Annotated in this window: 20 protein-coding genes; 3 read left to right on the top strand and 17 right to left on the bottom strand. The window is 64.5% G+C overall.

What is annotated here, in order from left to right; all coding sequences use genetic code 11:
- Positions 1-13: 13 nt before the first annotated feature.
- Genes xerD through BLT92_RS17125 form a run of 15 tightly spaced genes read right to left on the bottom strand, consistent with a single transcriptional unit; the run spans position 14 to position 16,251 of the window.
- Complete coding sequence (gene xerD, locus BLT92_RS17195) at positions 14-961, bottom strand: site-specific tyrosine recombinase XerD (protein ID WP_092107561.1); 948 nt, start codon at positions 959-961, stop codon at positions 14-16.
- Between the two features lie 9 nt (positions 962-970).
- Complete coding sequence (locus BLT92_RS17190) at positions 971-1,636, bottom strand: NUDIX domain-containing protein (RefSeq protein ID WP_092107559.1); 666 nt, start codon at positions 1,634-1,636, stop codon at positions 971-973.
- 11 nt (positions 1,637-1,647) lie between these two features.
- Positions 1,648-3,330 (bottom strand): CTP synthase, encoded by a 1,683-nt coding sequence (locus BLT92_RS17185; protein WP_157691515.1) that lies wholly within the window; start codon positions 3,328-3,330, stop codon positions 1,648-1,650.
- A gap of 8 nt (positions 3,331-3,338) precedes the next feature.
- Positions 3,339-4,475, bottom strand: coding sequence for a group 1 glycosyl transferase (locus tag BLT92_RS17180; RefSeq protein WP_092107555.1), 1,137 nt, complete (start codon positions 4,473-4,475; stop codon positions 3,339-3,341).
- Positions 4,476-4,508: 33 nt separating this feature from the next.
- Positions 4,509-5,663, bottom strand: a complete 1,155-nt coding sequence (locus tag BLT92_RS17175; protein ID WP_092107553.1) for a glycosyltransferase family 4 protein — start codon at positions 5,661-5,663, stop codon at positions 4,509-4,511.
- A complete protein-coding gene (gene murJ / locus BLT92_RS17170; RefSeq protein ID WP_092107551.1) occupies positions 5,660-7,456 on the bottom strand; it encodes a murein biosynthesis integral membrane protein MurJ in 1,797 nt (598 codons plus the stop codon). The genes BLT92_RS17175 and murJ overlap by 4 nt, the downstream gene beginning before the upstream one ends.
- Positions 7,453-8,322 carry a hypothetical protein gene (locus tag BLT92_RS17165; RefSeq protein WP_092107549.1) on the bottom strand — a complete coding sequence of 290 codons (870 nt, stop codon included), beginning with the start codon at positions 8,320-8,322 and terminating at the stop codon, positions 7,453-7,455. The genes murJ and BLT92_RS17165 overlap by 4 nt, the downstream gene beginning before the upstream one ends.
- 1 nt (position 8,323) lies before the next feature.
- Positions 8,324-9,286, bottom strand: a complete 963-nt coding sequence (locus BLT92_RS17160; protein ID WP_092107547.1) for a copper transporter — start codon at positions 9,284-9,286, stop codon at positions 8,324-8,326.
- Positions 9,279-10,517, bottom strand: coding sequence for a putative cytokinetic ring protein SteA (gene steA, locus BLT92_RS17155; RefSeq protein WP_092107545.1), 1,239 nt, complete (start codon positions 10,515-10,517; stop codon positions 9,279-9,281). The genes BLT92_RS17160 and steA overlap by 8 nt, the downstream gene beginning before the upstream one ends.
- A gap of 15 nt (positions 10,518-10,532) precedes the next feature.
- Positions 10,533-12,236: a DNA repair protein RecN gene (gene recN, locus BLT92_RS17150; protein WP_092107543.1), complete on the bottom strand. Its 1,704-nt coding sequence runs from the start codon at positions 12,234-12,236 to the stop codon at positions 10,533-10,535.
- Positions 12,237-13,178: an NAD kinase gene (locus tag BLT92_RS17145; protein ID WP_092107541.1), complete on the bottom strand. Its 942-nt coding sequence runs from the start codon at positions 13,176-13,178 to the stop codon at positions 12,237-12,239. It lies immediately after the preceding gene.
- Positions 13,175-13,978: a TlyA family RNA methyltransferase gene (locus BLT92_RS17140; protein WP_092107539.1), complete on the bottom strand. Its 804-nt coding sequence runs from the start codon at positions 13,976-13,978 to the stop codon at positions 13,175-13,177. The genes BLT92_RS17145 and BLT92_RS17140 overlap by 4 nt, the downstream gene beginning before the upstream one ends.
- Positions 13,975-14,196 carry a hypothetical protein gene (locus BLT92_RS17135; RefSeq protein WP_092107537.1) on the bottom strand — a complete coding sequence of 74 codons (222 nt, stop codon included), beginning with the start codon at positions 14,194-14,196 and terminating at the stop codon, positions 13,975-13,977. Before BLT92_RS17135 ends, BLT92_RS17140 begins: the two co-directional genes overlap by 4 nt.
- On the bottom strand, positions 14,189-15,235 hold the full coding sequence (locus tag BLT92_RS17130) for an HAD-IIA family hydrolase (RefSeq protein WP_092107535.1): 1,047 nt from the start codon (positions 15,233-15,235) through the stop codon (positions 14,189-14,191). The genes BLT92_RS17135 and BLT92_RS17130 overlap by 8 nt, the downstream gene beginning before the upstream one ends.
- Positions 15,232-16,251 carry a hypothetical protein gene (locus BLT92_RS17125; protein ID WP_231938893.1) on the bottom strand — a complete coding sequence of 340 codons (1,020 nt, stop codon included), beginning with the start codon at positions 16,249-16,251 and terminating at the stop codon, positions 15,232-15,234. Before BLT92_RS17125 ends, BLT92_RS17130 begins: the two co-directional genes overlap by 4 nt.
- 291 nt (positions 16,252-16,542) lie before the next feature.
- On the opposite strand from BLT92_RS17125, the gene BLT92_RS20665 reads away from it, so the two are divergent.
- Complete coding sequence (locus BLT92_RS20665; protein WP_172802531.1) at positions 16,543-16,968, top strand: hypothetical protein; 426 nt, start codon at positions 16,543-16,545, stop codon at positions 16,966-16,968.
- A 446-nt stretch (positions 16,969-17,414) separates the two neighbouring features.
- On the opposite strand, the gene BLT92_RS17120 is transcribed toward BLT92_RS20665, so the two are convergent.
- Complete coding sequence (locus BLT92_RS17120) at positions 17,415-17,645, bottom strand: hypothetical protein (RefSeq protein ID WP_092107533.1); 231 nt, start codon at positions 17,643-17,645, stop codon at positions 17,415-17,417.
- Between the two features lie 248 nt (positions 17,646-17,893).
- Here BLT92_RS17120 and BLT92_RS17115 point away from each other — a divergent pair, with 248 nt between their 5' ends.
- Positions 17,894-19,372: an aldehyde dehydrogenase family protein gene (locus tag BLT92_RS17115; protein ID WP_092107531.1), complete on the top strand. Its 1,479-nt coding sequence runs from the start codon at positions 17,894-17,896 to the stop codon at positions 19,370-19,372.
- A gap of 13 nt (positions 19,373-19,385) precedes the next feature.
- On the top strand, positions 19,386-20,948 hold the full coding sequence (locus BLT92_RS17110; RefSeq protein ID WP_092107529.1) for a GMC family oxidoreductase: 1,563 nt from the start codon (positions 19,386-19,388) through the stop codon (positions 20,946-20,948).
- Positions 20,949-21,207: 259 nt separating this feature from the next.
- Here BLT92_RS17110 and BLT92_RS17105 read toward each other — a convergent pair whose 3' ends face one another.
- Complete coding sequence (locus BLT92_RS17105) at positions 21,208-23,007, bottom strand: BCCT family transporter (RefSeq protein ID WP_092107527.1); 1,800 nt, start codon at positions 23,005-23,007, stop codon at positions 21,208-21,210.
- Positions 23,008-23,273 lie beyond the last annotated feature (266 nt).

The raw sequence follows: 23,273 nt of genomic DNA, 5'->3' as shown, positions 1-23,273 counted from the left end.
CTTGGCTCCAACCCTACCGTGCCCGGGGGTGAGAGGTCGCGTACACTTCCCGCAATGTTTCCTCCGACACCTTGGTGTAGATCTGCGTGGTGGTGACCGACGCGTGTCCCAGCAGTTCCTGGACGACGCGGATATCGGCCCCGCCCTCCAACAGGTGTGTCGCGAAGGAGTGGCGGAATGTGTGCGGCGAGACTTCGGCTTCCAGCCCGGCCAGTTCCCCTGCGTCCTTGACGATCTGCCACGCGGTTTGGCGTGACAGGCGCGTCCCTCGCGCGTTGAGGAACAGGGCCCCGGCCGGGGCCGCTGTCCTGGCCTTCGCCGCCATGCTCGGCCGGGTCCGTGACACCCAGGCGCCCAGTGCCGTAGCCGCATGGGAGCCGAAGGGCACGATCCGTTCCTTCCCGCCCTTGCCGTAGAGGCGCACAAGGCTGGTCTCGAGATCCACATCGTCGAGATCGACCCCGACGGCCTCGGAGATCCGTGCACCCGTCGCGTAGAGCAGCTCCAGCAGTGCGGCCGCCCGGATCTGCGCGGGCTCCTCCCCCGCCGCCGTCGCCAACATCGCCTCGACATCGTCGACGGACAGGGCCTTGGGCAGACGCAGTCCCTCCTGGGGTGGGCTGACATCGGAGGCCGGATCGGTGGCTGCCAGCCCCTCGCCGAGGGCGAACCCGTGGAACCGGCGCACCGCAACCAGTGCTCGTGCGCGGGTCCGCGGCGCCAGGCTCTCATCGAGCAGATGCAGTGAATATGCTTCGACCTGTGTGCGTGTCACCTCGACGAGGCGGCCGATCCCCTGCCCGTTCAGCCAGGTTCCGTACCTGGCCAGATCGCGGGCGTAGGCGTCGATGGAGTTCCGCGACAGCCCCCGTTCGAACCGCAGGGAGTTCAGGTAGGTTTCGAAGGCCCGGGCCAGCGACTGCGGCAATTCGGGAAGCAGTTCGGCACCGTGCCGGGCCATGGGAAGGCCTCAGTCCCGAGGACGGTCTGAAGAACTCTCACGACCGTCGATGAGCCGCCGAGGCGCATCGACGCTGCGGGTTCTGGTGGACTCGCCGGCGGCTTCGGCGCGCAGGATGCGCGCCACCTGCAGGATCGCCAACTGCGCGATCGAATTCGTGATCTCGCCCGCACTCACCGCCTCGAGGGCTTCGTCGAGACTGGCCCACCGGAACTTGAAGCCGGCTTCCTCTTCACTGCGTTCGTGCAGGTCCTCGTCTGCGACGAGTTCGAGGTCCCTGGCCAGGTACAGCCGAATCGATTCGCTGCTGCCGCCGGGGGTCAGGCAGGAGTCGGTGAGCACTTCCCACCGTCCGGCGCGCAGATCGGCTTCCTCTGCCAGTTCGCGTTTGGCCGCATCGATGAGTGCCTCTCCAGGCACGTCGAGGAGACCGGCCGGAACCTCCCAGAGCCTGGCCCGGACGGGGTGGCGATACTGCTGGATGAGCAGGATTTTCTCCTGCTCATCCACACAGGCGATGGCCACGGCACCGTTGTGGGCCATCATGTCGCGCACCAGCCCGGTGGCTTCGGGCAGGTCGAAGGTCTCACGCCGAATGTTCCACACAGCCCCGTGGTAAACCACGTCGGAGGCGGTGATGGTCGGCGTATAGGCCTCGTCGTGCAGATCGCTCACGTGAGTCCTGCCTACTTCTTGGCCTTCAGGGCCGCTGCCACGAGTCCGGCGAACAGCGGGTGGGGCTTGGTCGGGCGTGACTTGAGCTCGGGGTGAGCCTGGGTCGCCACGTAGTAGGGGTGCTCGGATTCCGGCAGCTCCACGAATTCCACGAGCTCACCGCTGGGTGAGGTGCCCGAGAAACGCAGACCGGCCGTGGCCAGTTCGTCACGGTAGGTGTTGTTGACCTCGTAGCGGTGCCGGTGGCGTTCGGTGATGAGCGTCGAGTCGTAGACTCCTGCGACGACGCTTCCCTCATCGAGTTTCGCCTCATAGGTTCCCAGTCGCATGGTTCCGCCCAGGTCGCCCTCGCCTTCGACGATGGAGAGCTGTTCGGCCATCGTCGCGATGACCGGTGCCTGTGAGTCGGGATCGAATTCGGACGATGAGGCCTCGTCGATGCCGGCCACGTTGCGTGCGTACTCGATGACCATGCACTGCAGGCCCAGGCACAGTCCCAGGGTCGGAAGGCCGTTGGTCCGTGCGTATTTCAGCGCTCCGAGTTTGCCGTCGATGCCGCGGATGCCGAAGCCGCCGGGCACGCAGATCGCGTCGAGACCCGACAGACGCTCGCGTGCGCCGGCTTCGGTGTCACAGTCATCGGACTGGATCCACTCGACCTTGACCCGGGCGTCATTGGCGAAGCCGCCGGATCGCAGCGCCTCGGTGACCGATAGGTAGGCGTCGGGAAGGTCGATGTACTTGCCGACGATGCCGATGCGCACATGGTGTTCAGGATTGTGGACGCGTTCGAGCACCCAGTCCCACTTCGTCCAGTTGACGTCGCGGAAGGGCAGGTTGAGCCGACGGATCACGTAGACGTCGAGACCACCGTCATGGAGGACCTTCGGAATGTCATAGATGCTCGGAGCGTCCACACAGGACACGACCGCGTCGGATTCCACGTCACACGACGAGGCGATCTTCGTACGGATCGAGTCCGGAAGCTCGCGGTCGGAGCGCAGCACGATCGCGTCGGGCTGGATGCCGATCGAGCGCAGTGCCGCCACCGAGTGCTGGGTCGGCTTCGTCTTCAGCTCACCGGAGGGCCCGAGATACGGAACCAGGGACACGTGGATGAAGAACACCTTGTCGCGGCCGATGTCGTGCCGGACCTGACGTGCGGCCTCGAGGAAGGGCTGGGATTCGATGTCACCGACCGTTCCGCCGATCTCGGTGATGATGACATCGGGGCGTTCGTCGACGGGACGTTCGGCCTGGGCCCGCATCCGCGACTTGATCTCGTCGGTGATGTGCGGGATGACTTGAACGGTGTCGCCGAGGTAGGCCCCGCGACGCTCCTTGGCGATGACCGAGGAGTAGACCTGCCCGGTCGTCACATTGGCTGCGCCGTCGAGATCGACGTCGAGGAAACGTTCGTAATGGCCGATGTCGAGGTCGGTCTCAGCACCGTCTTCGGTGACGAAGACCTCGCCGTGCTGGAAGGGATTCATGGTTCCCGGATCCACATTGAGGTAGGGATCCAGCTTCTGCATTGCTACCGAGAGTCCGCGCTGAGTGAGCAGGTGACCGAGGCTCGAAGCCGTCAGTCCCTTGCCCAACGAAGAGGCAACGCCTCCCGTGACGAAGATGTGCTTTGCCGTATTTGTGCCGCCTGGGCCAGTTCGATTCACCACGGGATTTGATTCTATCAAAGCCGGGCTCACGAATCCGACGATTCGGCGACCTCGGCGTAGAGATCAAGCAGAGTCGCAGAGATCTCGGCACCGTTGTTGACGTCGATGACGCGCTTCTTCGCGGCCACAGCCTGCGATCCACGTCCGGCGGGGTCGTCGAGAAGATGATTGATCTCACTGAGAAGTGCATCCGTGTCGTCGGCGTCGACGGCCTTTGCCGCCGCTCCCCAGATGCCCGCGCGTCTCGGGTTGCCGATGAAGACCGCCGGCTTCGACAGCTGCATGAGGTCCTCGTGGCTGAGTCCGGTCATGGTCTCGCTGGCGATGACGACGTCTGCGGCGGCTGCCACATCGACGAGGTCACCGGCCGGGGCGACGATGACGTTGCGGTCGGCAAATGCGGACTCGATCGTGCTCCGGTCTTTGCCGGTACCGGTGAGCACCGTGACGACGGGACGACCGGGTCGCTGCGTGTTGATCTGGTCGGCAGCGTCGAGGACCGTGGCCAGGGCCGTGTGGTCGCGCAGGGCGATGGGGCTGGCGATCATCCACGTGCCCTCTTCGACACCGAGTTCCCGACGCACCTGTGCACGCGGTGTCCTGACGGTGAGGTCGACGTCGATGTCCGGGTGAACGAGTTCGGCGCGTTCAACGACGGGAACCTTCTCCCCGAAGTAGTCGACGACCGGTTCGGTGGTGCCCAGAAGCGCGGTCGAGGTGCGGCCCACGATCTCCGCGCCGGTCTTCTCGATGACATTGGCGGCGTCGAATGATTCGATCGTCGCAACGACCTTCGGGTGCAGTTTCGCGGGCAGACCGGTGAAGGCGAGTCCGGCGAGAGTCGCAGCGTGGAGTCCGTGGGCGTGGACGATGTCCACGTGCTGGTAGTACTTGTGCAGGGTGAAAGCGGTATTGGGATCGGCCAGGGTGAAGCGTCGTCTGGCCGCCAGCTCGATCTCGCGGAAGTTGTCCGCCAATTCCTCGGGGACACCGAAGGTGCCCAGTATCGACCGGTGGGCGGCGACTGCAACCTTGAAGCCGGCGCGCAGATGGCCGAGCACTGCGAGCTTCGCCACTTCGACGACGGGACCCGTGGTTTCGGCGAGTACATGCAGAATCCTCGTGTCTGCGCTGAGTGGGTGGACCTCGCCGGATTCGCTCATTTCCTCATCCTTTTCATTTGATCGACGCTGCTTCTACCCTACCTGGGAGGGCATGAGTTCCGTGTATATGCTCACCAGTTCTTTGGCCACTTCTCCCTCATCGGGAAGTCGGGCTCCGCGGGCCCGGGCACGCGCCGCCAGCTCGGCCCGGTGAGCGGGATCCGAGGCCAGTTCACCGATGGCTTCCGCCAGCCCTGTGTCGTCATCGTCGCCGATGAGAATGCCTGCCTCGCCGAGGAGTTCGCTCGTGCCGCCGGTGCCGGTGGCGATGATGGCGCGGCCGGAGATGAGGGCCTCCTGCAGCACGAGGGCGCGGGCTTCCCAGACGCTGGTGAGGACGTAGATATCGGCGGCGGCGTTGAGCTCGGCGACATCGTCACGAGGGCCGAGGAAATGCAGAGCCGGCACCGCCGAGGTGGCTGCGAGGTCCTCGTACTGGCTGGCCACCTGATCGAGGACGGTCCGGTCTGCGGCCCCGGCAATGAGGAACACGAGTTCCGGTGTGCCCTCTGACTCAGCCTCGCCGAGGTGGCCCAGTGCCCGGACGAGCATCGGGTAGTTCTTCTGTGGTGCGACACGCCCGACGGAGAGCACGATGACGGCGTCGTCGCCGAAGCCGAACTCCGTGGCCAGCCCCGCGCGGGTGGCCCGGGCCGCCTCGGCGGGGACAGCGCGGACCGCTGGGGCCGCGGCGGGCAGGAACCGGGCATCGCGGGCGCCGAGTTCCCGGGCCCGGACCACGAGATCGGCACTGGCGCCGAGCGTCAGGTCCGCACCTTTGGCCAGCAGCGTCTCGATGCCGGTTTCGATTCTGCCCCTCAGTCCGCGTCCGCTGGCCCGGTTGTGCAGGCTGATGACCAGGCGGGGGCGGTGCCCGATGGTGCGTGCGCCCAGCAGTGCGACGAAGCCGGCTCGGAAGCCGTGGGCGTGGACGATGTCGGCGTCGAATCCGGCGATGAGGGTTCGCAGCCGGGTGATCAGTGCAGCATCCCTCACACCGATTCCCGTGCCCATGTCCAGGGCTGCGAAGCGGACTCCGGGCAGGGCGGAGAATCCGAAGTGTTCGTCGGTTTGGGCCGGTCCGATGACCCCGAGTTCATGGCCGTCCGCAGCGACGTCTCGGGCCAGAGCCCGCACGTGGGTGCCGACTCCCCCGGTCGAAGTTCCGAGCACGTAGACGATTCTCATCGATCATCCTCATTCTCTGTCGGGGTGTGAGACTCTGTCGGGGTGTGAGACTCTGTCGGGGTGTGAGGCCGTGCCGCATGGTCGGCAGGGTTGGGGTGTGCGGCTGGGTCGAGCTGGACGACCGGGTCGGTCTGTTCGGCGAGGTCGGGGCCGCCTCGGCGAGAGGAGAGCAGACTGCGCACCTCGGCGAAGTAGCTGCGATCGATGACGAGGATGATGAGGAAGACCATGATCCCGACGAGCGCGGAGGCCACGCCGTTGATCACGGAGCCTACGGCGCCGGTGCCGAGCGGCTCGAGGAGCAGCCGGGAGACGACGACGCCGGCGGCCGAGGCCACGGCGGCTGCCGCCAGCGACAGCAGGCTCCGGCGAACGATGCCCTGCAGGCCGGAGGCACCCAGGACTCTGCGCATCGAGATGAGCAGGGTCAGTCCGGCGACGCTCATGCCGAGGACATACCCGCAGCAGATGGCCACGAGGGTCAGACCGGGGTCACCGTTGGCATTCGTGACCAGAATTGCCAGCACCATGCCGACGATGACGAGGAGCCACCCGGCGGTCGTGGCCATGGCCGAGTACCGGGAGCGCTCCATGGCGTAGAAGACGCGCGTCCCCCAGGCGACGAATGACCAACCGGGTACGGCAAGTGCCATGACCATGATCGCTTGGCTCATCGCGGCGAACGGCACCCCGGGCTGACCGTCGGCGGCGTCGATGGCGGTGAAGAACGTCTGCAGCGACCCGGCGGCACTGATGAGAATCACTGCCCCCAGCAGACCGATGCTGACGATGACCGCCGAGGTGGTCGCCGTCAGCTGGTGCAGTCGCGCCCGTGCGGATTCTCTCTCCTGGGGGCTCGAATCGGGGTCATTGGTTCGTCCCACCCAGCCGGACAGTGATGGGAACATGACCGTGGCGATCGGGATCGCCAGCACTCCGTAGGGCAGGAGATAGACAGCGTTGATGTAGCTGAACAGAACGTAGGTGCCTTCGCCACCGGAGTAGTTCGCCAATCTCAGCGTCATCAGCACCGCGGCCTGCTGAGCCAGCAGCGCGGCCATTCCGGCTCCAGCCAGACGCAGCGCGCGGTGGGCGACACCGGGCGGGAAGGTCCATGTGGGTGAGATTGTCAGACCGGTCGAGCGCATCGGCAGGGCCAGCGGCAGGGCCAGAGCGGCGACGCCGATCGTGGTGCCCCAGCCCAGCCACTCGATGTGGGACTGCCAGGTGTCGTCGGTGCCGCCGACCATCATGTAGGCGACGTAGCAGCCGATGACCACGAGGCTGGAGAGCAGCGGCGCGAAGGCCGGCCAGAGGAATTTTCGGTGCGCCTGGAGCACACCGGTGAGCACGGCGCCGATGCCGTAGAGGACGAGCTGCGGGGAGAACATGAGCAGGAAGGCCGCCGTCGCCGTCTGCCCTTCGGCACCCTTCCTCACGATCAGCCCCGCGATCGGATGGGCGAAGACGGCGAGGAGGATGCTCAGCGGCAGCGTCACGGACACCGCCCAGGTCAGCAGTCCCGAGGCGATCTGTCCTGCTGTCTCCTTGTCCGAGCGTGCCAGGGGAATCGCCAGAAGCGGGATGACAGCTCCGGCCAGTGCGCCGCCGACGACGACCTCGAAGAGGATGTTGGGGACCTGGTTGGCCGACTGGTAGGCGGTTCCGATGGTGCCCGCGCCCACAGTCGGCGAGAACACCAACCACCTCGCGAATCCGACGAGCCGGGTGAAGAGGGTGATGACCGAGACGAGCAGCGCCGCCGAGGCGAAGACTCGAACCAGCTTATTCACACGACCTCGCGACCGAAGGCGTCGATCTCACGCAGTCCGGGAGTGGATTCGATGATCGAGGTGAACGAGACCTTCTCACTCAGCAGCGTGAGACCGACGAGACCGGACAGGAGAACCGCGCGCTGCTTGCCCGTGGAGTTCTCGGCCAGGATCGTGCCCAGTGCCGCACCCAGAGCGTTGGCGCCGGTGTCGCCGAGCATCACGGCCCCGCCCAGGTCATCCGGCCAGGCCGCGGCTGCGCTGCCGGCGATGGCCGCGCCGGGCGTCCAGGTCAGACCGTGCTGGTGGGGCATGAATGCCAATGTCAGCAGGCCCGCCTTGAGTGCGCGCCCGGGGCGGAGGTCGAGCAGATTGAACAGGTTCGCCGTGCCGGCGATGACTCCTCCGGTGACCACGACGTCGACCGTGGACCCCAGCCAGTTCTGATCGCCAGACTTCGCGTTCGAGGGGACCGGTCCGTGGCCGCGGCTGCCGGTGCGCAGAATCGTCGCAGCGGCGATCGAGGCAACGGGGATTCCGATGACCTTGAGCCCTCCGGTCGTGATCCGGCCATGGGCCAAGGCGCTGAGATGTCCGCGCAGCCCCTTCGAGTCACCGGATTCGCAGAAGTCATCGACCGCCCCCAGGCTGCCGGAGACGGTGGTCACCAACAGGCTCGCCGCGCGCTGGCGTGGTGCTTCGATGAGGAGGCTGCCGGCGACCAGTCCGGCAGACACAGCCGGTCCTTCGACGAGCGAGACCTCACGTCCCGCATGGTTCGTGCGCACGACCTTCCTGTGTCCGCGCAGCTTCGAGGACAGAACTGCTCTGGTGGCCGTGTACCCCAGGAGACCGGCGACGGCGCAGCTGATGAGTGAGCGGATCATCTCAGTCCTTCTCCTTCGGCTTGCCCGGCATGATCTGTTCGGAATCGTCGGCGAAGCCGTAGTGACCGTGGGTCCCGGCTTCGCCGGCGGCAAGGGCGCGGACGGTGATCACCGCACCAGCACCTAAGCCGAGTCCGTCGACGGTGCTGGCCCGTGACTTCTCGGTCCGGAGGATGGACACGAGTCCGGTCTGGGCCGAACCGGCGTCTCCGGCCACGACCACGGACTCCGACTCCGTGGTCAGCGAATTGATGAAGTCGGTGATCAGAGTGCGGTTGGCCTTGTCATCGGTGGCTTCAGGGCTGGGCTCGGTGTCTTCGGCCAGCGTCGAGTTCTCATCGTCGATGACGACGAAGAGCTGCGTCGGGTTGTGGTCGGTGTCGGTGCGCAGTCGGCCCGCATCGACGAAGGCGTCGAAGAGAGCGGACGACTTCTTCACCGCGGCTTTCCGGTTCTTGCTGTCTTCGAGCATCGAGGCGTTGCCTGTCAGCGCAATCACAAGCGCGGCTCGCAGTGCCGTCGAATCATCCTTGGGCAGGTTCGGCACGATGTCGCGCAGACCCGCGAGGAAGTCAGCGGAGTCTGCCAGTGACAGAGTGTTGTCGACGAATGAGACGTCGCCGCCGATCGTGCCGCCGGCTTCCTTGATCCGATTGGTGACCTCTTCGACCTGCTCGGGGTCGGCCTGCGGAGCGCCGATGATGCTGACGTTCTCACCCTTGAGCGTATCGCCGATGAGCTCGGGCGCTGCAGAGGTCACGAAGTCGTTCTGCTTGTCGATATTGCCGTTGGCCGCATCGATCTTCGTGCGCAGGTCGTCGCGGTCCGCACGCAGTGCGTCGACCTGGCTCTGCAGGGACTCGCCGATCGGTTCCTTCAGCGGTCCCGCGCCCAGGACGATTCCCACCGCCAGGGCGAGGAACACCGAGACGAGGGAGACAAGATGGTAGCGGAAATCAATCACTGGTCAGTCCTTGAATGAGGCTGGCGGATTCTGAAGTTGCAGCAGGGTCGCCGCCGAACAGAGAGCCGATCCATCCGAAGACCCCGTCAAGTTGGGCTCCGATGAGTCCGATGAGGGTCTGCCCGGCAGCGGTCGCGAACAGGGCCACCCCGAGTGCGACGAGGCCGGCGATGATCAGGACGGACAGCTGCAGGCTGGAGATCCGCTGTCGGTAGAGCAGGGAGACGCCCTTGGCGTCGATGAGCTTCGAACCCACCCGCAGGCGCGTGATGAATGTCGAGGCCATGCCCTTGCGCCCCTTGTCGAGGAACTCCATCACGGTGTCGTGTGTGCCCACGGCCACGATCAGGTTTGCGCCCTTGTCATCGGCCAGCAGCATCGCGATGTCCTCGCTCGTGCCCGAGGCGGCGAAGGCGACGCAGTCGACGCCGAGGGAATGGACGCGTTCGGTTCCGGGTGCGTTTCCGTCCCGGTAGGCGTGGACGACGATCTCGGCCCCGGAGGTCAGCGCGGTGTCGGACACCGAGTCCATATCCCCGACGATCATGTCGGGCTTGTATCCGGCTTCGAGGATGGCGTCGGCGCCGCCGTCGACTCCGACGAGGAGGGGACGGTACTCCCTGATGTAGGAGCCGAGGATCGCGAGGTCCTCTTTGTAGTGGTAGCCGCGGACGACGATGAGGGCATGGCGGCCCTCGAACTTCGTGGCCACCTCGGGGACGACGAGTTCGGCCGAGAGCAGGTCGGAGTCCTTGCGGATGTATTCGATCGTGTTGTCGACGAAGTCCACGAGCACGGAGTTCATTCCGGCTTCGGCTTCGTGCATGTCCTCCCCGATGGTCTCCTGGGTCTGGACGATGCCGGTGGCGATCTCCTCCTCGTCGAGGAACACCGTGTCATCGGTGATGCTGATCTGGGCGTTCTCGTCGACTAAGTCGAAGATCTCTGGGCCGGTGGCGTCGAGGAGGGGGATTCCGGCCTCGACGATGATCCCCGGCCCCAGATTGGGGTACCGCCCGGAGATCGACTTGTCCGCGTTGATGACGGCGACAGGTTTGCAGGCAACCAGCGCCTCGGCGGAGATCCGGTCGATGTCGGCATGTTTGATGACCGCGATGTCGCCGGCGTTCAAACGTTTCGTGAGGTCTTTCGTCCGCCGATCGAGTCGGGCAGGAGCCGGGCCGGACCGGGCCGGGACTGTGGGCTTCTCCCGAGTTCTACGCGATTTCATGGTGCGCCCATTGTCTCATGTCAGCGCCGCCTGGCCGGTCTTGACCTGCCGCGCTGAGTCCAGGAGTTCGGCCGCATGGGCCCTCGCCGAGGAGGAGTCCTCCATTCCGGCCAACATCCGTGAGAGTTCACCGACCCGTTCGTCCTCGCTGAGTTCTCTGACGCCGGACTTCACGGTCTCGGCGTCATCGTCCTTGACGATGGTGACGTGAGTGTCCGCCCAGGCTGCGACCTGGGGCAGGTGGGTGACGACGATGACTTGGGCGTTCTGGGCCAGTTTCGCCAGCCGTCGTCCGATCTCGACAGCGGCCTTGCCGCCGACCCCGGCATCGACCTCATCGAAGACATAGGTGGGGATGGCCTCCCCTGCTGCGCGGACGACTTCGATGGCGAGCATCACTCGCGAGAGTTCACCGCCGCTGGCGATCTTGCCGATGTCGTCGCCGGCCGAGGAATCGTGCGGGGCGAAGGTGAGGCGGACATCGTCGCAGCCGTGGGACGCGGGCTCTCGTTCGGTGATTTCGAACGTCACCTGGGCTTTCGGCATCGACAGGGCCGCCAGCTCGGCGCTGACGGCGCGGGAGAAGGATGCTGCGGTGGCGGTTCTGATCTCGGTCAGGGCACGGCCGGCCGCGTCCATTGCGCTGTGTGCTTCCTCGAGTTCGGCATCGAGCTGTCCCAAGTCGCGGTCCTCGGCTTCGAGCTCGGCCAGTTCCTGAGCGGATCGGGTCTCGAAGTCGAGGACTTCGGCCACATCCTGCCCGTAGGGTGCCAGGGATCCGAGTTCGGCCCTGCGTGCTTCGGTCTCCTCGAGCGAGGTCTCCCCCAGCTCGTCGAATCCGGTCAGATAGGAGCTGAGTTCCGCGGCCGAATCGGACAGGCGCAGGACCGCGTCGTTGAGGGCGGCTTTGATCCTGGCCAGTTCCGGGTCCGCGGAATCGACGTCGGACAGGGCGCTGATCGCCTGGTGCACGTGGTCGACGGCCGCGCCGGCATCGTCGAGTTCGCCGCCGAGGAGGAGGTCGTGGGCGCTGCCGACGGCCTGAGTGATCTCTGCCGCGGCGCCGAGTTTCGCGGCCTGTGCGGTCAGCGCCTCGTCTTCACCCGAAACCGGGCGGACCTTGTCGATGGCTTCCAGACAGCCGTTCAGCCACAGGATCCTCTCCCGCCTGGCCGCTGTGCTGTCCTTGATCCGGGCGACTCGGGTCTCAGTTTCGCGCCAGTTCTCAAATGCTGCCCGGTACGTTGCGGCCACCGCTTCGAGTTCGGGTCCGCCTGCGCTGTCGAGGAGCAGCCTCTGCTGGGCGGGGCCCTTGAGGCGCAGCTGCTCGGACTGGCCGTGGAGAGTGATGAGCTCATCGGAGATCTCGGTGAGCACGGAGATCGGGACCGTGCGTCCACCGGCGGTGGCCCGTGCCCGACCCTTCTGGGCCACGGTGCGGGAGATGATCGCTTCGTCCTCGGCGCTGCCGCCGGCCTCTTCGATGCGGGAGCGCACGGAGTCGGTGACGGCGGAGAAGATGCCTTCGACCTCAGCCTTCTCGGCTCCCTTGCGGACCACGCCTGCACCGACCTTGCGGCCCATGAGCAGGCTCAGTGCTGAGACGAACATCGTCTTGCCGGCACCGGTCTCACCCGTGACGACGGTGAAGCCGGTGGAGAGTTCGACCTCTGCTTCGGCGATCACGCCGAGGTGGGAGATTCGCAGTTCGGAAATCATCTACGCCTCCTCGATCGGTCCCCGCCAGCCGGAGACGGGCAGTCGGAATTTCGCCACCAATCGATCGGTGAAGGGTCCGGTGTGCAGCCGGGCCAGTTTGATCGGGGACTGTGACCGTTTCGCTTCGATCCGTGCCCCGGCGGGCAGTTCCAGGGCTCTGCGGCCGTCACACCACAGGACCGCGGAGAAGTCGGGGTTGCGTGGGGAGATCTCGACGCCGAGGCGGGAGTTCGGGTTGACCACGAGAGGTTCGGTGAACAGGGCGTGGGCCGAGATGGGGATGAGCAGCAGTGCTTCGACCTCGGGCCAGACGATGGGGCCGCCGGCGGAGAATGCGTAGGCGGTCGACCCGGTCGGTGTCGCCAGGATGACTCCGTCGCAGCCGAATGAGGACACCGGTCGGGCGTCGACGCCGAGGACGACGTCGATCATGCGTGCCTTGGACGTCTTCTCGATTGTGGCTTCGTTGAGGGCCCAGGCGTTGTAGATGGCCTCACCTTCGTGCCACACGGTCACGTCGAGGGCGAGGCGTTCCTCGACCAGGTAGTCGCGTTGGGAGGCGCGATGGACCGCCTCGGCGAGGTCTTCGCGTTCGCTTTCGGCGAGGAATCCCACATGGCCGAGGTTGACGCCCATGAGGGGGACCCCGGAACCGTGGAAGCGTTCGGCCGCCCGCAGGATCGTGCCGTCGCCGCCTAAGACGATGACGAGTTCGCATCTGGTCTTCCAACTCGCGAGCTGCGCCGGGTCGATGACCTCGCAGCGGCTGAGCAGCTCCTGCTGCACGTCGGCGTGGGAACTGCGTGCGGCGAAGTCGAGGACCTCTTCGTCGAGGACGACCGGGGTGATTCCGTCGTCGAGGAGCGCCTTCCACACGCTCACTGCGGCCACTGCTGATTCCTCGCGCTGGGGATGCAGCAGCACCATGATGTGTCGGCTCACGGCTCTCCTCTCATGATCAGGTCCAGATGGGCTGCGATGTTCGCCTCGTTGAGCCTATCGGACTCGGTGCGGGTTTTCTCTGGTCGAACACGCAGGAAATACTCCCGGTTCCCGCTTGGTCCCGGGAGAACGGAGGCCGCGATGTCGATCACGGAAGCCCCGTGTTCGGCGATGCCGGCGAGGACGGAGTCAAGGGCGCGGCGTCGGTTGCTCACGCTCGTCACGACGCCGTGTTTGTCCAGTGCGCCGCGGGCGAGTTCGAATTGGGGTTTGACCATGAGCAGCAGTTCCCCGGTGGGCAATGTCGCTGCCAGCAGTGGGGCCAACAGCAGGCGCAGGGAGATGAATGACACATCAGCGACGACCACGTCGACCTGGGGCACGTCGGAGTGGTCGAGTTCGCGGAGGTTGAGGCCTTCGCGGACACGGACTCGCGGGTCGTCGCGGAGTCCGGCATCGAATTGGTCGTGTCCGACGTCGACGGCCCACACCTCCTGTGCGCCTCGGTGCAGGAGGACTTGGGTGAAGCCGCCGGTGGAGGCACCGGCGTCGAGCGCGGTCCTGCCTGTGAAGTCGTCGATTGAGAAGGCTTCGAGGGCGCCGAGGAGCTTGTGTGCGCTGCGCGCCACCCAGGGGTCGGGTTCGGTGACCGCGAGCTCATCGGCGTCGGTCACATCCTGCGCGGGCTTGGATACGACTCTGCCGTTGACGCTGACGCGTCCGGCGGCGATCTCTCGTGCCGCACGGGACCGTGTCGTGATCAGTTCCCGTTCGACCAGTTCGCGGTCGAGTCGGCTCACAATGAACTCACCTGTGAGTCGAGGTCGTCGAGCAGGGTGGACAGCAGTCCGTGTCGTTCGGCGCTTGGTGCTTCGCCGATCTGGTCGAGGTCGCGACGCCAGCTGTCGACGGGCACATCACCGTTGACCGAGGCCGGCGTGGGGACTGTCGGCCTGTTCGGCGCAGCAGGCTGGTTCGGCGATGCGGGCTGCTGTGGTTCGTGCGTCGGTTCAGTCATGGATCCTCCGTGGCAGATTCCCTGGAGCCACGTCCTCGCCGCGGTCCATCGCCTCCCATGCTAATCGGAGTGCGTTCTCGACCGTTGAGACCTCGGTTCGGGCAGGTTCGTCCAGGTGCAGCTCTCCATCGACGATCCGGCAGGCAGCCGTTCCCGACGCGTCTTCGGCGCTCGGTCCCGGGGCAGGCTGAGCGCTGTCGGCGATGAGCGTCGGCAGACTGCGCAGGCTGGGCAGGATGGAGGTGGGACGCAGTCCCGGGCGCGCTGTGAGTGCATCATGAATGTCGTGGACGCCGGTGAGGACGAGGGCGGTTTCGAACCCCGCGGCATTGCCGCCTTCGATATCCGTGTCGAGACGATCTCCGATCATGAGGGGGCGTTTCGCGCCGATCCTGTGCGCCGCGAAATCCATCATGTGTGGAGAGGGTTTGCCGACGATGGTCGGCTGGACGCCGGTGAGTCGGGAGAGCATGTCGATGAATGCCCCATTGCCCGGGACCCGGCTTCTGGGTCCGACCATCGAATAGTCGGGGTTGGTGGCCCACCATTCGAGCCCGGATTCGATTGCCTCGCAGGCGGCCACGATCGTCGTGTAGTCGATGTCTGGGTCGAGGCCCTGGGCGATGGCGACGGGCTCATCGTCGAGGGTGCCCGTGACGGTCAGGCCTGCGGTGGTCAGCGCGGTTGCCAGGCCGGTTGTGCCCACGAGGTAGATGGGAGCGCCAGTTCCGAATTTCGCTGCCAGCTGCCCGGCCAGCACCTGCGCCGAGGTGGTCACCTCGGCCGGTGTCGTGCGGATTCCCAGCGTCGAGATGTGGTCGGCGACCACCTCGGCGGTGCGGGTGGCATTGTTCGTGACATAGTTGACCGGGATGGACTGCTCGTGAAGCCAAGCGATGCCCTCGACTGCTCCGGAGATGGGGTCGGGACCGTGGTAGACAACCCCGTCGAGGTCGAACAGCACACAGTCGATCGGTGCCCCCGATTTCTCAGGCGCACGGCGATCGACCGGTGATGCTGCATTCGCGGTTGGCGTCACTGATTTCCGTTCAGCCGGTACGAGCCGTTCGACCCCTCTGAGTTCGCGGTGTCAGAATCCTTGGCTGACACATCCACTCCCGAATGTTCGGCGAGGGACAACTCATCAGCAGCGGATGTCTCATCAGTGCCGTCGTCTTCGGCGCCCTCGTCTTCAGCGTCCTCGAGCAGTTCGTCGAGTTCGGCCTCGATCTCCTCATCGGAGACCTTGACCTTCTTCAGTTCCTTGTCCGACACATGCGTCTTCGACTTCGCCGGGGTGTGTTCGCCTCCCGCGGCGCCGTCGGCGTCAACCGAGTCAGCCGCAGCGGAGTCAGCTGCAGTCGAGGCATCCGTGCTGGCCTCATCTGATTCGTCGACTGCCTCGCCAACTGACTGCTCTTCGTCGACAGCCTGGTCTTCAGGTTCGATGAGCTCTTCATCGGGAATCTCTTCGACCGTCTCGATCTCCACGCCGAGGTTGGGGTCGGGTTCTTCATCCCCGAACAGGGTCCCCGTGGCCTTGGCAGTCCGCCGCGACAGCTCTTCGTATTTGTCGGCCATCTCGGTTTCGCCATGGAGGCGCAGCACCTCCGAATACGCTGCCATCAGTCGCACCAGCGCACCGCTGGGCTTCTGGGTGAAGTCTTCGGCCTCGATCAGAGAGCGTGCTCCCTTGAGGTCACCGAGGTCCGATTTTGCGCCGGCGGCAACGATGACGAGTTCGGTGCGTGCATCGTTGTCGAGTTCGAGCTCGCCCGCCAATTCGAACAGTTCGAGGGCCTTCCGGGGCTTGTCTCGACCGCGTTCCGCGTCGGCGATGAGAGCAATGTTGTCGTTCGATCCGGAGATGCGTCGGTGGGTGCGCAGCTCGCGCACTGCCTCGTCATACTTCTCCACGTGGTACGCGGCTATGCCGAGGGCCTCGCGGACGAGTCCCACACGGCCTGCACGGGCCATGGCGGCCTTCGCATGTTCGTAGGCGCGTTCCGGATCAACGTCCAAGAACCCACCCGCGGAGACGAGGTGCTTGGCCACTGCTGCGGCGTTCTCCTTGTCAAGAGAACGCAGTTGACCCTGCAGTTCCTTATCGAGTTCCTTGCCGGTGACTTCTTCGGGAATCGGCGGTTCCTGGATCCGCGGCCGGCGGGCGCGCTGCTCGCGTGCATATTCGCCGGTATCGGTTGATCGCGTGGCCCTGCGGTCATTGTTGTTCCGGCCGAAGCCACCGCGGTCACTGCCGCCTTCGTCACGACGTCGATTTCCTCCGCGGTCATCACGGCGGTTGCCTTTGAAGCCACCCCGTCGGTCATCACGACGCTCGCCCTGGTGACCTCCTCGGCGGTCGTCACGGCGGTCGCTGCCGAAGCTGCGACGCTCACCATCATTGCGGCGATCGTTTCCATAGCCGCCACGGCGTTCGCCATCGTTGCCGCGGTTGCCCTTGTAGCCACCGCGACGGTCACCATGGTTGCGACGGTCGCTGCCATAGCCGCCGCGGCGATCATCATCGCCGCGTCGATTGCCCTGGTAGCCGCCTCGGCGATCGTCCTCGCTGCGACGATTGCCCTGATAGCCCCCACGACGCTCGCCGTCATTGCGACGGTCTCGCTGATCACCACCGCGGCGGTCGTCGCGACGATCGCCACCGAAGCTGCGACGCTCACCATCGTTACGGCGCTCACCCTGATTTCCACCACGACGATCGTTGCTGTATCCGCCGCGGCGGTCGTCGCGACGATCGGAGTTACGTGACCCGCGCTCGTCACGGGACCGGAGGGAGTCCTGTCGACGATTGTGATTGCTGTCGCGATCTGAGCGGCGCCCGCCGTCAGAGCGGCGGTTCTGCTGGCTGTCTCGCGAATCCCCTGGGGCCACGATTCTCCCTATAAAGTCTTTTCAATGATTCCAAACCATTCTAGTCCACTCGAATCGAGTGAGTCCTGTGTGTGGGAACACGTATTCATAGCCATCGGACAGGTGCGGCGGTTGCGGTAAGGCCTCTTTCGAAGTCGCCGGCCAGGTCGAGGTCGCGCAATCTGCGGGCTTCAGCCATACCGAAGGGCCGGCCGAGCAGACGGTGCAGGATTAGCCGGCACGCTCCCCTATTAGGACTCGACAATAGTCCGCCGGGCACCTGGAAACGCTCTGTTAGAATCATGGCGAACCGTCCCGTCGCAATGAACTGCGGAGACGAAAGGTCACCTCATCGTGGTCAGTAGGGGATTCATGAAGCTTGGTGTGGAATATTCGATAATGGTGGTCAAATCCTCCAGGACGTCCACACCTGCGACATTAGCAGCAGCGGTAACTACGTCTGCAATTGCCTCTTTTTCGAACATCGACGCAAACACCGAGTTGCGCCTGAGACATCGACGCGGGAGTGCCTCCTTGTCTATGTCTGCTATCAGCGTCCGGACGATTGTGCTCATTGTCACCGAACACCGGCATGCGCATGCCGTCATGCCGCATACGCGTGCTGTCACGCGATCATTCTGTGATCCGGTTCATTCGATTGAGCATCGGATGCCCTTGTTCGCATATCGTGGCTGTCACAAGCGTCGCCACCAGCGGAAAGAGGAAGCATGCTCACAGCTGCGACTCCCCTGCCCACGGTGGTGGACGCGACAACCCCAGACTCAATCTCAGCGACTTTCACCATCAAGGAATAGGAGACATCGTGCCCAACACGCTTTTCATCGATGGACAGTGGGTCTCGGCCCAGAACGGCGGGATCAGAGAGATCCACAATCCCGCCGACGGCAGCTTCGTCGCCGAAGTGGATGAAGCGAGCCCTGCCGACACCGAGCTCGCTATCGCTGCCGCCCGTCGCACCTATGACTCGGGCGTCTGGTCCAGCGTTCCTGCCAGCGAGCGAGGCGACCTCCTCCTCAAGTTCGCGTCTGTCCTGCGGGAGCGCAAGGCCGAGTTCGCTCGCGCCGAGTCACTCGACACCGGCAAGCGCTACGTCGAGTCCGAGATCGACATGGACGACATCGCCAACTGCTTCGACTACTTCGGCAAGCTTGCCGCCAACGATGCCGGTCGCGTCGTCGACGCGGGCACAGACACGGTCGCCAGCCGCATCGTCCACGAACCGGTCGGCGTCTGTGCTCTGATCACACCGTGGAACTACCCACTGCTGCAGGCCGCGTGGAAGATCGCTCCATGCCTGGCTGCCGGCAACACGTTCATCCTCAAACCTGCCGAGCTCACCCCGCACACGGCGATCCTGACTCTGCAGGTGCTCGAAGAGCTGGGACTGCCGGCAGGAGTCGGCAACCTGATCCTCGGCGCCGGGGCCGATGCTGGGGCACCGCTGTCGACACATGAGGACATCGACATGGTCTCCTTCACCGGTGGCCTGATCACCGGTCGTCTGCTGGCGAAGAACGCAGCAGCGACGGTGAAGAAGATCGCCCTCGAGCTCGGTGGCAAGAACCCGAACGTCGTCTTCGCCGATGCGGACTTCGAGGCAGCGGTCGACAATGCGCTCAATGCCGCATTCGTCCACTCCGGTCAGGTCTGCTCCGCCGGTGCCCGACTCATCGTCGAAGAATCGATCGCGGAGAAGTTCGTCGACCGCCTCGTCGAGCGTGCTCAGCAGATCCGCCTCGGCGGACCATTCGATGACAATGCCGAATCGGGCCCGCTCATCTCCTCAGCCCACCGCGACAAGGTCACCGCCTATGTTGAGAAGGGCGTCGCCGAAGGTGCCCGTGTGCGCTGCGGCGGTACATGGGGCGAGGGGGAACTGGAGCAGGGCTACTACTACCTGCCCACCATCCTCGACCAGGTCGAGCGGGGAATGTCCGTTGTCAGCGATGAGGCGTTCGGCCCCGTCGTCACCGTCGAGACCTTCTCCACGGTCGACGAGGCCGTCGAGATCGCCAATGACACCTACTACGGTCTGGCCGGCGCAGTCTGGAGCCAGGATGCCGGCAAGACCCAGCTGGTCGCCCAGCGCCTGCGCCACGGAACGATCTGGATCAACGACTTCCACCCCTACCTGCCGCAGGCGGAATGGGGCGGATACAAGCAGTCGGGCTCCGGACGCGAGCTGGGACCGACCGGTCTGGCCGAGTACCAGGAAGCCAAGCACATCTATCAGAACCTCGAGCCGGCCGTCACCGGTTGGTTCCCCGATCACAGCAAATAAGGAGAGTCGGAACGTGGAAACTACTCATAGCTTTGACTATGTCGTCGTGGGCGGAGGCTCGGCCGGCGCTGCCGTGGCCGCCCGCCTCAGCGAGGATCCCGAGGTCAGCGTCGGACTGCTCGAGGCGGGCCCCACCGATGTCGGCGAAGACGTCGTCCTGACGCTCAACCGGTGGATGGAACTGCTCGAATCCGGTTTCGACTGGGACTACCCCATCGAGGACCAGGAGCATGGCAATTCGTTCATGAGGCATGCCCGGGCGAAGGTCCTCGGCGGCTGCTCCTCCCACAACTCGTGCATCGCCTTCTGGGCACCGCGGGAGGATCTCGACGACTGGGAGACGAAGTTCGGCGCCGCAGGGTGGGGGTCGAAGGACACCTTCGGTCTCTACAAGAAGCTTGAGACGAACGAGCTTCCCGGTGACCACCACGGCCATGACGGACCCGTGCACCTGATGAATGTGCCACCGAACGACCCCTGCGGTGTTGCCCTGCTCGATGCCTGTGAGCAGGAGGGCATCCCCCGCGTTCAGTTCAACGAAGGCGAAACCGTCATCAACGGTGCCAACTTCTTCCAGGTCAATCGCAGGGCCGACGGCACCCGTTCGTCCTCCTCGGTGTCCTACCTGCACCCGATCCTCGACCGTGAGAATCTCACGATCCTCACCGATACTCAGGCCAAGGTCCTCGAGTTCGATGACGAGGAGAACTGCACCGGAGTCCACATCGTCAACAACGCCTTCGGCCACACCAAGCGGATTGAGGCCAAGAGGGAAGTCATCGTCTCCTCGGGAGCGATCAACACCCCTCAGCTGCTGATGCTTTCGGGCATCGGCCCGAAGGATCACCTCGCCGAGGTGGGTGTCGGTGTTCGCGTCGATTCGCCGGGTGTCGGTGAACACCTGCAAGACCACCCCGAAGGTGTCATCGCCTGGGATGCCAAGAAGCCGATGGTCGACGACTCCACCCAGTGGTGGGAGGCCGGCATCTTCACTCCCACCGAGGAGGGCCTGGACCGTCCCGATCTGATGATGCACTACGGTTCTGTGCCGTTCGACATGCATACTCTGCGTCAGGGCTACCCGACGTCGGAGAACACGTTCTGTCTGACGCCGAACGTCACACATGCCCGCTCACGCGGCACCGTGCGTCTGCGCTCGCGTGACTTCCGGGACAAGCCCCACGTCGATCCGCGATACTTCACCGATCCTGAGGGCCACGATATGCGTGTCATGATCGCCGGCATCCGCAAGGCTCGTGCCATCGTGTCCCAGGATGCCATGTCCGAGTGGGCCGGCGAAGAGCTGTTCCCCGGCAAGGATGTCCAGACCGATGAGCAGATCGCCGACTACATCACCCGCACCCACAACACCGTCTACCATCCTGTGGGCACGACACGCATGGGTGCCGCCGATGATCAGTCCTCGCCTCTGGACCCCCAGCTGCGGGTCAAGGGCGTCAACCGTCTGCGCGTCGTCGATGCCTCTGCCATGCCGGAGATCACGACGGTCAACCCGAACATCACGGTGATGATGATGGGCGAGAAGTGTGCACAGATGATCAAGACAGGGTCCTGACTCCTGCCTCCGGTCGGCTGTTCAATACGCACTGATCAGCCCACCGGAACAAGGACCAGAACAGAATTGGGGAGGGCTCCGCGACTCAGCGGGGCCCTCCCTTTCCTGTCGTAGTCTGCCTACAGGCTGTCTGCTGGCCGCTGACACGCGACCGCCGTGGGAACAAACGGCCTGGGCGCAATCATGCACCTGTCAACGGCCAAGGGACTGTTCACACACTCTGTGCGTGTGAACAGTCCCTTCGCGTGGAACGACGAGGTCACTCGGAGGACGAGCGCTTCTGTGATTCGCTGCTGGCGCTGCCGGTGCGGGAAGCCAGGGTCGCGTGACGTTTGCTCTTCCCTTTGGTGCGCGGTTCAGCGTAGGGGTCACGGAACTCAGGAGCAGGTTCAACCGGCTCCGGTGCGGAGACAACCTCGATCTCATCGTCGTACTCATGAGCGAAGACGTCATCATCGTCGGCACGACGTTCGACCTCCTCAGGCGGGAGAACCTTCTTCCATTTGCGCATTCGCACGCGTGGCAACTCTCCTGCGTCCTCTCGAAGTGCACGCATCAAGGCGTAGATCTGGAAGTAGGCGATGATGAAGAACGGAAGTCCGACGAGGATGATCGTTGACTGCAGCGCTTCGAGACCACCCGAACCGGAGAAGACCAGAAGAGCTGCGGTCACGACAGCCACGGCCAATGCCCAGAAGATGCGCTGACCCAGCGGGTTGAAGTCTTCGTGACCATTGTTCATGGTGTCGACGACCAATGCCGCCGAGTCCACCGAGGTGACGAAGAAGATGATCACGAGGATGATGGCGACGACCGAGACCACGCTGGACAGTGGATAGTGTTCCAGGAAGGCGAAGAGCGCACCCGGGATGTCGCCTTCACCGACGACACGGTCAACGAGTCCACCGCCCTGGTTGAATTCGATGTCGAACGACGCGTACCCGAAGACTCCGAACCAGATGACGGAGAATGCCGATGGAATCGCAAGCACGCCGATGACGAACTGTCGAATGGTCCGGCCACGGGAGATCCGGGCGATGAAGATGCCGACGAAAGGTGACCAGGTGATGGTCCAGGCCCAGTAGAAGACGGTCCACGTGTTCTGCCAACCGGTGTCGGCGAAGGTGTCATTCCACAGAGCCAGTTCCGGCAGCGACTGTATGTAGGTGCCCAACGACTCGAAGATGCCGCGGGCCATGAACAACGTGGGTCCGAGAACGACGATGAAGATCAGCAGCAGCACGGCAACGACGATGTTGATGTTGGAGAGCACCTTAATGCCTTTGTCCAACCCCATGGACACTGAGATCGTCGCGAGGCCGCACACCACGCCGATGATGATCAGCTGCCAGAGTGCGTTCTCGGGTATGCCGATGACCTGTGCAAGACCGCCGTTGATCTGCAGCGTTCCGAGGCCGATCGAGACGGCGATTCCGAACACGGTGCCGATGATGGCAACGACATCGATGAGTTTGCCGATGGGGCCGTGGATCTTCTCACCGAGGATCGGCTGGAAGATCGAACTGACACGTGGTGGCAGGTTCCGCTTGTGGATGAAGTAGGCGAAGCACAGCGCGGGGAGCGTGAAGATCGTCCAGGTGTGCAGGGTGAAGTGGTAATAGGTGAAGTTCATGGCATCAGTGGCGGCCTCGACCGTTCCCGGCTCGATGCCCAAAGAACCCCGCGGCGGATCACCGAAGTGGCTGACCGGCTCGGCCACACCCCAGAACATGAGAATCGAACCGATGCCGGCAGCGAACAGCATGGCGAACCAGGCACCATTGGAGTGCTCGGGTTGCTCGTCGTCCGGGCCGAGCTTGGCGCGACCATATCGCGAGGCCGCAATGTAGATGAGGAACACGAGGAACACGGTGACGCCGAGGATGTAGAACCAACCGAGATTCGTCAGCAGCCAATCGGATGCCGCCGACACACCGGTGTTGAGCGCATCGGTGAAGAAGATCGTGCCGAGCACGAACAGAATGATCACTGCGGCCGACGAAAAGAAGATCGCCGGGTTGGTGCGGAGTCTGAGCGCGTCGTGCAGTCGATTGAGCATGAGCGATACCTTCCTATGTTATGTTCGCACCCACACTACCGAACCAGCAGTGGTTTGCGTGCGAACTCGCTTGTAACACCTGCATCTCAGTCTCGAGTTCTCGGCGTGTACTCCTCCGACAGGGGACGCGTGATCCCCACCAACAACGACGTCGAGCAAGACGAAATGAGAGCCTCGCAGGGCTCGATATCTGCACTGGTGCATACTCCAGCGCGGCCCGGTCAGGGGTCTGAATGCAAAAAAGTGGTGGTGCGAAGAACGTTCCC

It is taken from the genome of Brevibacterium picturae (assembly GCF_900105045.1).
Taxonomy (GTDB): Bacteria; Actinomycetota; Actinomycetes; order Actinomycetales; family Brevibacteriaceae; genus Brevibacterium; species Brevibacterium picturae.
Note: the sequence above shows the minus strand (reverse complement) of the source record. Positions and strands in the feature narration are given on the sequence as shown.